We start from the raw sequence: 14212 nt of genomic DNA, 5'->3' as shown, positions 1-14212 counted from the left end.
CAAAAAAACCATCCGCTTTCTGGAAACGTGGACAAAGGAAAAGATTGAATCTTTCGATAATAATACCATACATGTTCGATCGGCCGATCGGCAAGCAACCAACATCCATTTGATTGGGGGTAGGGTGAGTGAAAGCGAAGGATTGGTTGGGGTTCGTACCGTTCGTTGGGATGCTCGGCGGAATCCCGTTTGTGAACCGCGTCGAGCCTTATGTTTTGGGGATGCCTTTCGTTCTTTTCTGGATCGTGATGTGGGTCGTTTTGACCTCGGGCATCATGGCCCTTGTCAACAAGCTGGACCCGGTCAACAGAGAGGAGGAAGAAGGATGAACCATGCGCTGTTAATCATCTTCGCATCCCTGCTTGCCGCTCTTTATTTCGGCATTCGCGCCCAAAAGGGAAAAGACATGAACATGGAGCAGTGGACCGTAGGCGGACGCGGCTTTGGCACGATCTTCATCTTTTTGCTGGTGGCAGGCGAAATCTATACGACCTTCACCTTCCTCGGGGGCAGCGGATGGGCCTATTCCAAGGGAGCTCCGGCTTACTATGTGCTTGCCTACATCTCGCTCGCATACGTCCTCTCCTATTGGCTGCTTCCTCCCATCTGGCGGTACGCCAAGGAACACAAGCTTGTTTCCCAGTCCGATTTTTTTGTAAGCAAATACAAAAGCCCGGTTCTCGGCATCCTCGTTGCGACTGTCGGCGTACTCGCGATCATTCCTTATCTGGTCCTCCAGTTTAAAGGGCTGGGAATCATCGTCTCGGAAGCATCATACGGCTCCATCTCTCCCTCTGCGGCTGTATGGATCGGCGTGCTCGCCGTGACCGCCTACGTCATGATCTCGGGCATACACGGCTCGGCCTGGACTGCGGCCATCAAGGACATCATGATCTTCTTTGTCGTGGTCTTTCTCGGTCTGTACCTGCCGTATCATTACTATGGAGGCATCAGGCCGATGTTCGAAGCCGTTCACGCTGCCAATCCCGGTTTCCTGACCTTTCCCAAAGAAGGAATGAGCATTTCCTGGTTTATCTCGACTGTCCTGTTGACGGTGCTGGGCTTTTACATGTGGCCGCATACGTTCGGTTCCATTTTTTCGGCGAAAAGCGCCCGTGTATTCCGAAAAAACACCGTCATGCTTCCGCTCTATACACTGATGCTGCTGTTCGTCTTCTTCGTCGGCTTTACTGCAATCTTGCAGGTGCCTGGCCTGAAAGGAGCAGACGGCGATTTGTCGCTTCTCCGGCTGTCGATCCAGACCTTTGAACCGTGGATCGTCGGACTGATCGGCGCTGCCGGATTGCTGACAGCGCTCGTGCCGGGCTCGATGCTTTTGATGACGGCAGCGACCCTTCTTTCGAAAAACGTGATCAAGGTTCTGCTGCCGAGTGTTGGCGACAAACAGCTTCCCTGGCTTGCCAAAAGCCTGGTGCCTGTTTTATCGCTGATCAGCCTGTACTTTACGCTCAGCGGAGGAGATACGCTTGTCACCTTGCTGCTGATGGGGTACAGCCTCGTTACACAGCTTTTTCCCGCTCTGCTGTTCTGTGTGCCTGCACGTCCGCTCGTGAACAAATACGGCGCTTTTGCCGGAATCGCGAGCGGGGTGTTGACCGTCGCTTATGTGACCATCGCCCAGGTCAGTGTCGGAACGCTGTTTCCCTCGCTGCCCTCTGTTGTCAAAGACCTGAATGTCGGAGTAATCGCCCTTTTTATCAACCTGGTCGTCATGTTCGCGGTGCATGTCATTACGCAGCGTATCGTTCAGGCGAGAGAGAAAGATGCCATCGCCGGAGACGAAACACACCAGCCGGTATAGGAAAATAAGGAGGAGACTTTTTATGGCAGATACAGTATTTCTGAACGGACAAGTGATCACGGTCGATCGGTACGGACGGGTTGTGGAGGCGGTTGCTGTCAGCGGCAACCGTATTTCGGCAGTGGGCACGAATGAAGAAGTCAGCAAATACATAGGCCCGCTGACACGGGTAATCGATTTGGAAGGCAAAAGCTTGCTGCCCGGTTTTATTGATTCCCATCTGCACATCACCATTTACGGGACCAACAAGCTGGGCGTCGACTGCAAGGCAAGAGGAATCGACTCGATCGAAGACCTGCTGGAAGCCTTGCGGGAGCAAGCATCCCGCACACCGGAAGGAAAGTGGGTGCGGGCCTGCGGTTTTGACGAGAACCGCATGCGCGAAAAGCGGTTCCCGACTCGCCAGGAGCTGGACAGCGTTTCCGAAAAGCATCCTGTCTTTGTCATGCGGACCTGTGCCCATCACTCCATCGTCAATACGGAAGCACTGCGCAGGGCAGGGTTTGACGAGCATACGCCCGATCCGCAGGGGGGCAGATTGGACCGTGATGAACAAGGAGTACTAACAGGGCTGCTTGTGGAGACGGCGCATATGCAGATGTTTGAGGCTGCTGCCTTTTCGGAGGAGGAGTACCGGGAAGGCCTTCGACTCGCCTCCGCAGACTTTGTCGCCGCGGGAATCACGAGCGTGCACGATGCAGGCGGGTACGGGCCGGACAATTTGCGGGCCATGCAAAAGGCAGTACAGACCGGCGATGTCAAGGTGCGAATCTATGCAATGATTTGCGCGTTGAATCAATCGGACGCCTTTGTCCGCAAAGTGATTGACGCCGGGATTGTCACCGGCCTTGGGGACGAGCGCTTCCGAATCGGACCCGCAAAAGTGTTCGTCGACGGCGCCAGCATCGCACCGACAATGGCGATGCGCGAGCCGTTTGCGAGCAGGCCGGGGGACAGCGGAATCCTCTACTATTCCCGGGACGAATTGAATAGGATTTTGGGAGAAGCGCATGAGAAGGGATTCCAGATCACAGCCCACGCACAGGGAGACCGGGCCATTGAGCTGCTGCTCGCCTGCTTTGAAGAAGCGCTCGAAAAGCATCCTCGCCATAATCATCGCCATCGGATCGAGCATGCTGGCGTATCCGCCCCTGATCTGGTGCAGCGAATGGCAAAGCTGGATGTCATCCCGACACCGAATCCGGCCTTTTTGTACGAGTACGGGGAGAGCTACCTGAAAAATCTCGGAGAACGCTCGGCATACATGTATCCGGTCGGTGACTTCTTCCGGAATGGCATCATCGCCGCGGGTGCATCCGATTGTCCGGTAACAGGCTATTCTCCTCTCGTCGGCATCCATGCCGCTGTCAATCGCAAGAGCAGAAACGGGGCAACGGTAGGAGAGCAGCAAGCAGTCAGCGTCATGGACGCCATCAAAATGTTTACCATTCACGGTGCGTACGCCAGCTTTGAAGAAGGGCTGAAAGGGAGCATCGAAGCGGGAAAGCTGGCCGATCTGGTCGTCGTCAACGGGAGAATGCTGGATGTGCCGAAGGAAGCCATCAAGGATTTGCAAGTTAGCCTAACGATGATTGACGGAGAGGTCGTGTATGCCAGTCAGGAAGCCATGGCGAAGTAAGCACCTCTTTCGTCCATTCCTTTCGTGAAAAACGGCAAACCGTTCTTTTGCGAGAATCAAAAGGAGGTCGCGGAAAATGAACGTGGAGACCAGGCAGCTCCAGATCAATCAGGAGCGCTTGAAGCAAAGGATTGAGGCATTGGCCCGGATCGGCAAGATCGGGGAAACAGGAGTATGCCGTCTGGCCCTTTCCCCGGAGGACCGGGCGGGAGTGGAATTGGTCAAAAGCTGGATGGAGGAAGCAGGACTTTCCGCCCGAATCGACCAGTTCGGCAACCTGATCGGTCGGCTTGAGGGACAAAACCCGGCTGTTCCCGTGCTGATGATCGGCTCCCATATCGATTCGCAGCCGTATGGAGGGCGATTCGACGGGACGATCGGCGTATTGGGCGGGCTGGAGGCTGTTCAGACACTCAAGGAACAGGGACTGCGGCCAGAGCAGACGATTGAGGTCGTCGCCTTCTGCGATGAGGAGGGCTGTCGTTTTCAAAAGGGCTTGTTCGGGTCGCGGGGGATACTCGGCAAGCTGGAGGAAGGCGAGCTTGCGCGTACGGACAAAAACGGCGTGTCCCGGAGCCAAGCGCTGCAGGAATTCGGCTGTGACCCCGAGCGCCTGCAGGAGTCTGTCTATCCCGAAGGCAGCATCGGCGCTTTTTTGGAGCTTCATATTGAACAAGGACCGATCCTCGATCAGATTGAGGAGCCTGTAGGCATCGTCAGCGGCATCTCCGGTCCGCTTTGGTGGACGGTCGAGTTTGAAGGCTTTGCCGGTCACGCCGGTTCTGTACCGATGCGGATGAGAAAGGATGCATTGGTAGGGGCGGCCAAAGTCATCACGGCCTTGCATGAAATTGCCAAATCCGACCCGGAGGCTCCAACAGTGGGGACCGTCGGCCATCTGGAGGTATTTCCCGACTCGCGCAATATCATCCCGGAGCGCGTTCGCTTTTCCATCGATCTCAGGGATATCGACCTTTTGAGACGCAATCAGCGGGAGCGGGAATTGCGGGCCGCGATCGAGCAGGCCGCACAAGAAGGTGGACTTCGTTATACGATTACGGAGGATACCAACAGCGAACCCCGGTACTGCGCCGACTGGATCAAAGCGATCATGCGGGAAGAGAGCGGCGCTCTGGGATTCAATCCTCCCGAGCTGATGAGCGGCCCCTTCCACGATGCCCTGGCGCTTTCGTACGTCTGTGATTACGGCATGATTTTCGTCCGCTGCAAAGACGGTATCAGCCACAATCCGCAGGAGTTTTCGACGTATGAAGATATTGCGCTTGGCACCGAGCTGCTGTACCGGACCGTTGTTCGAATGGCGGCAAAGAAATAACAACCCGGTTCAAACGGCCTTCTGACAAAAGAGAAGGCCGTTTCTGCTGCCAGAAAAGAAGTCTGGTTTATTTGTGTGAACCTGAAAATTTGGTACGAAAGAACCGATCCGGAAGAGAGCTGTGAGCCAAGATGTGAGCGAAGGCATCGACTTGCATTTTTCCTGCAAATAAGAGAGACTTTACCCGCTTTTTTTGCTATCATTTACCGTATATCTACGTACTTAGCTGCGTGCTGCAAGGAGGTTTCCCATGAAGATGCGCGTTTCTGCCGTGCAGTATCATCTGCATACCATTCATAGCTTTGAGGAGTTTGCCAAACAGGTTGAGCATTACGTAAAGACGGCCGAGGAGTACGAAACCGAGTTTTTGCTGTTTCCCGAGCTGTTTACGACCCAGTTGATGTCCATCGGAGACGCGCAAGGAAACGCGCTGACGATCAATGACCTCCCGTCGTTTACGGAGGCGTACATACAATTGTTTACCACGCTGGCACAGCGTCATCAGATGCACATCATCGGAGGCACGCACATTATCCGGGAAAACGGACGTCTGTACAATACGGCGTTCCTGTTTTACCCCGATGGCCGCGTCGGCCAGCAAAAAAAGGTTCACATCACGCCTTGGGAGATCAAAGGCTGGAATATGGGCGCCGGCGACGACCTGCACATTTTTGAGACAGACAAGGGCAAAGTGGCGATGATCATCTGCTATGACATCGAGTTTCCCGAGCTGGTGCGGATGGCGAAAGCCCGCGGTGCCGACGTCATCTTCTGTCCATCCTGCACGGACGACCGCCACGCATTTCACCGCGTCCGTTACACCAGCCATGCCCGCACCATCGAGAACCAGGTGTACGTGGTTGTGACGGGAACCGTAGGATCTCTCCCGACAGTCGACTTCATGCGGGCGAATTTTGGCCAGGCGGCAGTGCTCACGCCAAACGACATTCCGTTCCCGCCGCGGGGCGTCCTTGTCGAGGGCGAGCTCAACAACGATATGCTGGTGACGGCGGATTTGGACCTGCAGCTGTTGTATGACGTAAGGGAAAAAGGCTCCGTCACGACCTGGCGCGATCGCAGGATCGATTTGTATCCCGATTGGAAATAGAGGTGCAGCCGTGTATCGGAAAGAACTTTTCGTGTTTCACGAGGACAAGCCGGCCAAAGCCGTGATTCGCAACTACACACGAGAGGATTATGCGGAGCTGATCCGCATCCAGCAGGAGAGCTTTCCTCCGCCGTTTCCCTCCGAGCTGTGGTGGAACGAAGAGCAGCTGACCAATCATGTCACACTGTTTCCGGAAGGTGCGATCTGCATCGAGGTGGAGGGCGTACTGGCAGGCTCGATGACGAGTCTGCTCGTTTCCTACGATCCGGAGCATCCGGACCACACCTGGGAGGAAGTAACCGACTCCGGGTACATCCGCAATCACGATCCTGACGGAAATACGCTGTATGTCGTGGATATTTGCATACGCCCGGCTTACCGCAAATGGCGGCTTGGGATGAGCATGATGCAGGCGATGTATGAATTGGTCGTACACAGAGGATTGGAGCGGCTGCTCGGGGGTGGCCGCATGCCCGGATATGGGCGGCATGCGTCTGGGATGTCGGCGGAAGCGTACCTGGAAAAAGTAGTGAAGGGCGAGCTGAAGGACCCTGTGATCAGCTTTTTGATGCGCTGCGGCCGTACGCCTGTAAAAGTAGTGGCCAATTATTTGGAAGACGAGGAATCGCATAACTATGCCGCGTTGATGGAATGGAAAAATCCATTTCGTTCTCGGCCAGCGGACCCGTTCATAAAATAGGAGAGAAATTGGGAGGAGTCACACATGCAGTATGTTCGCATTCAAAACATTTCGGACCCGCTATTTGCAAGCATGCACCGGCTCATGCAGGAAGTATTTCCGCCGGAGGAAGTGCTGGACTTTGACCTGTGGAAGGAGCCGCTTGAGGACCCTGGCATCCGTGTGTTTGTCGCTGTAGAGAACGGGGAAGTGGTTGGCGCCACCGAATACCGTTACTATACGGACCTGAACGTAGCGATGACCGACTTCACGATCATCGGCCGTGAAGGTTTGGGAATTGGCCGTTTCCTCGCCCGCGAGCGCCAGAAGGATTTGATGAATCTGGCAAAGGAAAACGGAAAAGAGCTGTACGGAATGTTTGCCGAAATATACGACCCGTATCGGGTACAAGAGCATGCGTTTGGCGGGATCAAGCCGATGGACCCGTTCGTACGCCGGGAGGTGCTCTCCCACCTGGGCTACAAGCGGATTGATTTCCCTTATGTTCACCCGTCCTGGCAAAACGATGGCGAAGCCGTTGCAGGCCTGGACTTGTGCTTCATGCCGACAAATGAGGACCAGCAGGAGCTGGAAGCGTCTCTCGTGAAGACCTTTTTGACGAGGTACTACGCTGTGCTGCCGCAAAAACCGAAAGCGTGGCATGATATGGTGGAAGACCTGGCCGGACGCGAAACCCTGGCGCTTCGTCCGATTTAGCCAACGCGCTGCATCGACTCCTGGAAAGCGATCATGCTTCCCGGGAGTCTTTTTCCATAAACATGCGGGATTCTAGCGGATAGAAGGGGAAAAACGGTGAAAAAGCAAAATTGGGCATCGATTATACTTTATCTGGCGGTCCTTTTCCAATTGCTCGGGATGAGCGGGTGGCTGGACGCTTCGCTGACACAGCCTGTACAGCTCGCCACGCTCGTTCTCATGCTGACCGCGATCCTGACTTTGCGCAAAAAGAAACGGAAGCGCAAAAAAGCTGCCGGGAAGCCTCCTGCGGAAGTAGACCTGATGCTGGATCGGGCGCAGGAAGGAGGCATCGAAAAATGAAGGATCACACGCTCATACAGGCGATTCTGGACGCTTCTCATGACGGAATTATCGCTGTAGACCAAAACTCGACGGTCATCTGGGTGAACAAGAACGCCCTGGAAATTCTCGGCCTGCCGCCGCATATCGTCGGGGAAAAGATCACGCGGTACATTCCCCATTCCGACATGCTCCGCATTCTGGCTACAGGAAAGCGGGAGATCGGCGATATCGCAACCGTGTTGAACCGCCAAATCATCATCAACCGTTTGCCCATTTCCATAGACGGTGACATTGTCGGGGCTGTCAGTACGTTTAAAGAAATCACCGATATTCAGAAAATGGAGCTCCGCATCCGCAAGCAGAGCATGGAAAGCGGTCTGGAAGCAAAATACCGACTCGAAGACATCGTCGGCCAGTCCAGCGCGATCCGAGAAGCGAGGGAGCTGGCGGAGACCTTCGGAATGACCGATGCGACCGTTCTGATACTCGGTGAGACCGGAACCGGGAAGGAGCTGTTTGCACAAGGAATGCATCTCTGCAGCCAGCGGGCAACGGGGCCGTTCGTCGCTGTCAACTGTGCGGCGCTGCCGGGGAACCTCCTGGAGAGCGAGCTCTTCGGCTATGAGGATGGGGCCTTTACAGGGGCCCGCAAAGGCGGCAAGCCGGGACTGTTTGAGCTGGCTCACGGAGGAACGCTCTTTTTGGACGAAATCGGCGAGATGTCCCTGCCTATCCAGGCGCTGCTATTGCGCGTACTGCAGGAGAAAAAAGTGCGCCGGATTGGGGGAGAGCGAATTTTTCCCGTAGATGTCCGGATCATTGCAGCGACAAACCGCGACCTGGAGGAGCTGATCGGCAGGATGGAATTTCGCTCTGACCTGTACTACCGGCTCAATGTCCTGACCTTGGAGCTCCCGCCCCTGCGCCAGAGGCCCGATGACATTCCCGCCCTTGTCTGGTCGATGATCCGCGAGATCGAAGAGAGAGATGACAGATGCATCGTAGAAGTGAGCGAGCAGGTGTTTGAGCTGTTTGCCAAACACGATTGGCCTGGAAACGTCCGGGAGTTGCGCAATGTAGTGGAGAGAATGGTGCTGCTCTGCAAGGGAGGCCGCCTGGATTTATCCGATGCTGCTTTTTTTGCGAAGAAAGTGCAGCGCGGCAGGAAGGTGCAGGATATTCAGCCAGCCATTGACGAAGCAGATTTGATCCGTCGCGTTTTGCAAGAGACAAAAGGAAATCGGGCGGAGGCGGCGAAAATACTGGGGATGGATCGGACAACGCTTTGGCGGAAGCTAAAAAAATACGGGGTGATGCTGCCTTAGTGGATGGGGAATGAGGGAAACCAGTTTATGGAATTTGGCTGTTGCACTTGCAACAAGCTTGCAACAAAAATCGATGGTATGAAACAGCGATGAAACATTACGGCCGATATCCGGCCAATAATTGACGGAATATTTGAAACATACTGATTTGGCATGAGCCTTGCAAGAAGTTCGTGTAACAAAACTTCATTGCAAAGGAGTCGCTTTCATGAAACATTACTCGGCTGCGGTCATTCCAGGAGACGGAATTGGACCTGAAGTAATGGAGGTAGGATTGTCGCTGCTGCAATCCATCGCTGACATTCATGGCGGCATCTCGTTTCAAACGGAATCTTTTCCGTGGAATTGCCAGTACTATCGGGAGCACGGCCGGATGATGCCTGAGGATGGCTTGCAGAGATTGCGGCCGTTTGACGTGATCCTGCTGGGAGCGATCGGGGCACCGGGCGTACCCGACCATATTTCTGTCTGGGAGCTGATCCTGCCGATACGCCGGAGCTTTCAACAGTACGTCAATCTTCGCCCGATCAAGCTGCTGCGCGGTTTGGAAAGCCCGCTGCGCTACAAGCAGCACGACGATCTGGATTTTGTCGTAGTCAGGGAAAATACGGAAGGCGAATATTCGAACATGGGAGGACGTCTCCATGTCGGTACAGCGTATGAACTGGCAGTGCAAAACAACGTCTTTACCCGCTACGGGATCGAGAGGATCGTCCGCTTTTCGTTTGAGCTTGCCAAAGCGTCCGGAAAGACGAGGCTCACGGCGGCCACCAAATCAAATGGAATCAATCACTCCATGCCGTTTTGGGATGAGATCGTCAAAGAGATCAGCAGCGACTATCCGGATATCGAAACCCAGCTCACACATATTGATGCCCTGTCTGCGTTTTTTGTCAGCAGGCCTGAATCCTTTGATGTCGTAGTCGCCAGCAATCTGTTCGGCGATATACTGACAGACCTGGGGGCAGCGGTAGTCGGCGGATTGGGGCTGGCACCTTCCGGCAATATCAATCCGGAAAAGCAGTATCCGTCCATGTTTGAACCGATTCACGGGTCTGCGCCTGACATCGCCGGAAAAGGCATCGCCAATCCGATCGCGACGCTGTGGAGCATCAGCATGATGCTTGATCACCTGGGAGAGCGGGAGCTGGGCAAACTGGTGCTGGACAGCATCGAGGATGTCCTGATCGCCGGAGAGGTCCGAACCCCGGACATTGGGGGGAAGGCCACCACGAGAGAAATTGGCGACGCGATCCGTGAACAATTGTACAGAAGGGGAGGATGACAGATGGAAGGGACGACAGCTCAAGTGCAGCATTATCGTTTGTATATCAACGGCGAGTGGATCGAGACAGAGGAGAGCATTCCCGTCACCCATAAGTACACCGGCAAGGTGATCGCCACGATTGCGAAAGCGGGCAAGCAGCACGTGGAGGATGCCGTCACCCACGCGCTGCAGACGTTCCGTACCAGTACGCTGACACCTTCCGAACGCAGCGATATATTGCTCGCGGCAAGTCAGATCGCCGAGAAGAGAAGGGAAGAGCTGGAGCTTTCCCTCGTCTGGGAGGTCGGAAAAACGAGAAAGGACGCCCGTGGGGAGCTGGATCGGGTCATCAACACGCTCCGTCTGTCGTCTGAAGAAGTCAAACGGCTTTCCGGCGAGATGGTCCCGCTGGCTGCCACACCGGGTTCAGAAAATCGGCTGGGCTTCGCCATTCGCGTACCCAAAGGCGTGATCGGCGCCATTACTCCCTTCAACTATCCGCTGCTGCTCAGTACACACAAGGTAGCACCCGCACTAGCAGGGGGCAATACCGTTGTCCTGAAGCCGGCCACTTCAACCCCGATCTCTGCCTTTTTGCTGGTGGAAATTCTGGAGCAAGCGGGCCTGCCAAAGGGACACGTCAATATCGTAACAGGCTCAGGCAGCCAGGTAGGCGACTGGATGCTCGACGATCCCCGGATCGCCATGTACACCTTTACCGGCTCGGCTGAGGTCGGCACGTATATCAAGCAGCGCAGCGGATTGCGCCCAGTCTCTCTGGAGCTGGGAAACAATTCGCCCAACATCGTCCACGAAGATGCCGATCTTAAGCTGGCGGCAAGACAGATCGCTCAGCGCAGTTTTCACAATGCGGGGCAGGCATGTATCGCGGTGCAGCGCATATTTGTAGCAGAAGCGATCCGCGAAGCGTTTACGCAAAAATTCCTGGAAGAGGTGCGGGCCCTGCGCGTCGGCGATCCAGAGGACGCCGAAACAGACGTCGGCCCGATGATCAGCGAGGCGGAAGCGATTCGGGCCGAGAGCTGGGTAAAGGAAGCTGTCGAGCAGGGCGCCGAGCTTTTGCACGGCGGAGTTCGGGAAGGCTCGCTCGTTTATCCGACTGTCCTGACAAGAACGAGGCCAGAGATGAAAGTAAACTGTCTGGAGGTGTTCGCACCCGTGGTCACAATCATTCCCTACCAGACGATTGAGGAAGCGTTTGCTGCAGCCAACGATTCTTCATACGGCTTGCAGGCGGGCATTTTCACGAATGATCTCAATTTGGCGATGCGGGCGGCCAAGGTGCTGGAGTACGGCGGCGTCATTATCAATGATGTTTCCACGTACCGCAACGATGTAATGCCCTACGGGGGAATCAAAAACAGCGGTCTTGGCAAGGAAGGGCCCCATTACGCCATCGAAGAGATGACCGATCTGAAGATGGTCGTCATGAATCTGAAGCCGTAAAGGAGGGGAGCAGATGTTGCTGAAAGGAAAAACGGCATTTGTCACCGGCGGCGGATCGGGGATGGGAAAGGCGATATGCCGGCTTTTTGCAAAAGAGGGAGCACAGGTAGCGGTCGTCGACTTGAACGGAGAATCTGCCGGGGCTACAGCCGGTGAATGCGGTCCTCTGGCTCTGGCTCTTCAGACAAACGCAGCCGATGCCGGTTCAGTTGAGTCCGCCGTTAACCGAACGGTGGAACAATTCGGTTCTCTCGATATTGTCGTCAACTGCGCTGGCGTTCCGATGGCGTTCACGCCGGTTGAGGAAGTATCGGAGGAACAGTGGCAGCGGACAATGGATGTAAACGTAAAATCGATCTATCTCACGTCAAAGTACGCTGTGCCTAGAATGAAGCAGCAGGGGAGCGGTTCTATTCTGAATATTTGCTCGATTGCAGGGGTACGCGCTCGTCCGGGACTGAATGCGTACTGTGCTTCCAAAGGGGCGGCGATCATGCTGACGAAAGCATTGGCGATCGAGCTTGCGCCTTATCGGATTCGCGTGAACGGGATCAACCCGGGGCCTGCCGAGACTCCCATGCTGAGCAAATTTATGCACGGCGATGCGGAACAGATCGAGAAGGATACCAAGGATATCTTTTTGAGCAGCGTTCCTCTGGGCGCATTGATTCAACCGGACGACATTGCACAGGCGGCTCTCTATTTATGCAGCGATCTGGCCAAAATCGTTACCGGCGAGATCGTCAACATCGATGGAGGACGCGGAATCTAACGGGTAAAGGAGGGGACGGCGTGTCGAAGGAAGCAATCATTCGTGTAGAGAACGTCTCGTTTTCCTATCAAATGAATCAGGAACAGGCCATCCCTGTATTGCATGGCGTCTCTTTTGAGGTGTATTCGGGGGAGTATTTGGCGATCATCGGCCATAACGGGTCGGGCAAATCCACGATTTCCAAGCATTTGAACGGCATTTTGACACCGAGTGAGGGAGATGTCTGGGTACACGGGATCAATACGCGGGAAAAAGCACGCATTCACGAGATTCGCAGCCGGGTCGGAATGGTTTTTCAGCACCCTGACAACCAGATCGTCGCGACGATTGTGGAGGATGATGTGGCGTTCGGCCTGGAAAATATCGGCGTCGCTCCGGCTGAGATGAAGGAACGGGTTGATTTTGCTCTGGAAGCGGTTGGGATGAGTGCGTTTCGACACCGCCCTCCCCATCATTTGTCAGGGGGCCAGAAGCAGCGGGTGGCCATTGCCGGCATATTGGCGATGAAGCCGCAGTGCCTCGTCATGGATGAGGCGACGAGCATGCTCGACAGCTACGGAAGACAGGAAATTCTGGGGGTTGTCCGCAAGCTGCACAGGCAAGGAATGACGATCGTAACGGTTACTCACCATATGTCAGAGGTAGCGGAAGCGGATCGAGTGCTCGTCATGGAGGGCGGGCAGATCGTGATGGAAGGCACTCCCCGTGAGGTATTCGCCCATCAGGAGCGGCTGCAGGAGCTTCATCTGGACGTCCCGGATGCCAGCAGAATCGCCCATCTGGTCCATAGGCAGCATCCCGCTTTTTCCTCTTCGCTCATCCACAACCATGAGATCGTCGAGGAAGTAAAGCGGTTGCACATCAGAACGGCGGAGGCGAGCGGATCTTGAAACAGCCCATCCTGGTTACCGAACATCTGTCACATGTGTACATGCAGGGAACGCCGATGGAACACCGGGCTCTGGATGACGTCAGCATTCAGATTGATCGAGGGGAATGCATCGCGATCATCGGGCATACCGGGTCCGGCAAATCGACATTGATTCAGCACTTCAACGGTTTGATGCGTCCTCAGTCAGGGTCGGTGATCATAAACGGCATGAACGTCTCCGATCCAAAACTGGACGTAAAAGCTCTGCGCAGGCAAGTCGGACTCGTCTTTCAAAATCCGGAAGACCAAATTTTCGAAAAGCTGGTCGGCGACGATGTTGCCTACGGTCCGTTTAAAATGGGGCTGCCGATCGAAGAGGTCCGGCGGCGCGTCGAGTGGGCGATGGAGCTGGTAGGACTCTCTTTTGAAGAGATGAAAGACCGCCCGACCTTTGCCCTCAGCGGCGGTCAGAAGAGAAAGGTCGCTTTGGCCGGCGTACTGTCTCTCCAGCCCAAAATACTCGTGCTGGATGAACCGACTGCAGGCTTGGACCCGCGTTCCCGGAATGAGCTGCTGGAGAGGATCAAACGGCTGAACACAGAGGAGCGCCTTACGGTTATTTTTGTTTCCCACAATATGGAGGAAGTGGCCCATCTGGCGGATCGTGTCTATGTGATGGCAAATGGGCGAGCGGTCTGCGAAGGCACCCCGCGGTCTATTTTCAGCAATCAGGAGCTTCTCCACACGCATCATATCGGGACACCCGAGAGTGTCGATATTTTGTATCGGCTTCGTGCAGAAGGCTATCAGGTCGACCCGGGAGCATACTCGGTGGACGAGGCAGCAGACCAGATCGCCCATCTGATCGGGCGATGAGAGGAGGGG

The 14212-nt window shown here is 55.1% G+C and carries 14 protein-coding genes; all 14 read left to right on the top strand.

The features are described 5' to 3' along the window. Positions 1 to 128: 128 nt before the first annotated feature. Positions 129 to 329, top strand: coding sequence for a DUF3311 domain-containing protein (locus tag V5G20_RS15355; protein WP_003386984.1), 201 nt, complete (start codon positions 129 to 131; stop codon positions 327 to 329). Beyond that, on the top strand, positions 326 to 1822 hold the full coding sequence (locus tag V5G20_RS15350; protein WP_311067555.1) for a sodium:solute symporter: 1497 nt from the start codon (positions 326 to 328) through the stop codon (positions 1820 to 1822). Before V5G20_RS15355 ends, V5G20_RS15350 begins: the two co-directional genes overlap by 4 nt. Before the next feature lie 22 nt (positions 1823 to 1844). Then, the gene (locus tag V5G20_RS15345; protein WP_338461203.1) at positions 1845 to 3461 is read left to right on the top strand and encodes an amidohydrolase; all 1617 of its coding nucleotides are present in this window, start codon (positions 1845 to 1847) and stop codon (positions 3459 to 3461) included. Positions 3462 to 3537: 76 nt separating this feature from the next. Next, positions 3538 to 4797: a M20 family metallo-hydrolase gene (locus V5G20_RS15340; protein WP_327926276.1), complete on the top strand. Its 1260-nt coding sequence runs from the start codon at positions 3538 to 3540 to the stop codon at positions 4795 to 4797. A 250-nt stretch (positions 4798 to 5047) separates the two neighbouring features. Continuing rightward, positions 5048 to 5905 (top strand): carbon-nitrogen hydrolase family protein, encoded by an 858-nt coding sequence (locus V5G20_RS15335; RefSeq protein ID WP_003386980.1) that lies wholly within the window; start codon positions 5048 to 5050, stop codon positions 5903 to 5905. A gap of 10 nt (positions 5906 to 5915) precedes the next feature. Continuing rightward, positions 5916 to 6605, top strand: coding sequence for a GNAT family N-acetyltransferase (locus V5G20_RS15330; RefSeq protein WP_039071322.1), 690 nt, complete (start codon positions 5916 to 5918; stop codon positions 6603 to 6605). Positions 6606 to 6629: 24 nt separating this feature from the next. Next, positions 6630 to 7301, top strand: coding sequence for a GNAT family N-acetyltransferase (locus tag V5G20_RS15325; protein ID WP_122958570.1), 672 nt, complete (start codon positions 6630 to 6632; stop codon positions 7299 to 7301). A 96-nt stretch (positions 7302 to 7397) separates the two neighbouring features. Next, positions 7398 to 7643, top strand: a complete 246-nt coding sequence (locus tag V5G20_RS15320) for a hypothetical protein (protein WP_311067553.1) — start codon at positions 7398 to 7400, stop codon at positions 7641 to 7643. Continuing rightward, on the top strand, positions 7640 to 8950 hold the full coding sequence (locus tag V5G20_RS15315; RefSeq protein WP_024985040.1) for a sigma-54 interaction domain-containing protein: 1311 nt from the start codon (positions 7640 to 7642) through the stop codon (positions 8948 to 8950). Before V5G20_RS15320 ends, V5G20_RS15315 begins: the two co-directional genes overlap by 4 nt. Positions 8951 to 9158: 208 nt before the next feature. Continuing rightward, positions 9159 to 10235, top strand: coding sequence for a tartrate dehydrogenase (locus V5G20_RS15310; RefSeq protein WP_171506344.1), 1077 nt, complete (start codon positions 9159 to 9161; stop codon positions 10233 to 10235). Positions 10236 to 10238: 3 nt separating this feature from the next. After that, the gene (locus tag V5G20_RS15305; RefSeq protein ID WP_003386974.1) at positions 10239 to 11684 is read left to right on the top strand and encodes an aldehyde dehydrogenase family protein; all 1446 of its coding nucleotides are present in this window, start codon (positions 10239 to 10241) and stop codon (positions 11682 to 11684) included. Between the two features lie 13 nt (positions 11685 to 11697). Further along, on the top strand, positions 11698 to 12456 hold the full coding sequence (locus V5G20_RS15300; RefSeq protein ID WP_039071141.1) for an SDR family oxidoreductase: 759 nt from the start codon (positions 11698 to 11700) through the stop codon (positions 12454 to 12456). A gap of 20 nt (positions 12457 to 12476) precedes the next feature. Continuing rightward, entirely contained in the window at positions 12477 to 13346 is an 870-nt protein-coding gene (locus V5G20_RS15295) for an energy-coupling factor transporter ATPase (RefSeq protein ID WP_031933288.1), read from the top strand. Continuing rightward, positions 13343 to 14203: an energy-coupling factor transporter ATPase gene (locus V5G20_RS15290; RefSeq protein ID WP_003386969.1), complete on the top strand. Its 861-nt coding sequence runs from the start codon at positions 13343 to 13345 to the stop codon at positions 14201 to 14203. Before V5G20_RS15295 ends, V5G20_RS15290 begins: the two co-directional genes overlap by 4 nt. Positions 14204 to 14212 lie beyond the last annotated feature (9 nt).

This window comes from Brevibacillus borstelensis (assembly GCF_036700025.1).
GTDB lineage: Bacteria > Bacillota > Bacilli > Brevibacillales > Brevibacillaceae > Brevibacillus > Brevibacillus borstelensis.
This window is presented reverse-complemented; position numbering and strand designations above follow the sequence as displayed.

Coding starts and splice junctions, on each gene's coding strand:
- V5G20_RS15300 (WP_039071141.1), top strand. CDS start 11,698: ATGTTGCTGAAAGGAAAAACGGCATTTGTCACCGGCGGCGGATCGGGG.
- V5G20_RS15315 (WP_024985040.1), top strand. CDS start 7,640: ATGAAGGATCACACGCTCATACAGGCGATTCTGGACGCTTCTCATGAC.
- V5G20_RS15350 (WP_311067555.1), top strand. CDS start 326: ATGAACCATGCGCTGTTAATCATCTTCGCATCCCTGCTTGCCGCTCTT.
- V5G20_RS15340 (WP_327926276.1), top strand. CDS start 3,538: ATGAACGTGGAGACCAGGCAGCTCCAGATCAATCAGGAGCGCTTGAAG.
- V5G20_RS15305 (WP_003386974.1), top strand. CDS start 10,239: ATGGAAGGGACGACAGCTCAAGTGCAGCATTATCGTTTGTATATCAAC.
- V5G20_RS15345 (WP_338461203.1), top strand. CDS start 1,845: ATGGCAGATACAGTATTTCTGAACGGACAAGTGATCACGGTCGATCGG.
- V5G20_RS15325 (WP_122958570.1), top strand. CDS start 6,630: ATGCAGTATGTTCGCATTCAAAACATTTCGGACCCGCTATTTGCAAGC.
- V5G20_RS15310 (WP_171506344.1), top strand. CDS start 9,159: ATGAAACATTACTCGGCTGCGGTCATTCCAGGAGACGGAATTGGACCT.
- V5G20_RS15335 (WP_003386980.1), top strand. CDS start 5,048: ATGAAGATGCGCGTTTCTGCCGTGCAGTATCATCTGCATACCATTCAT.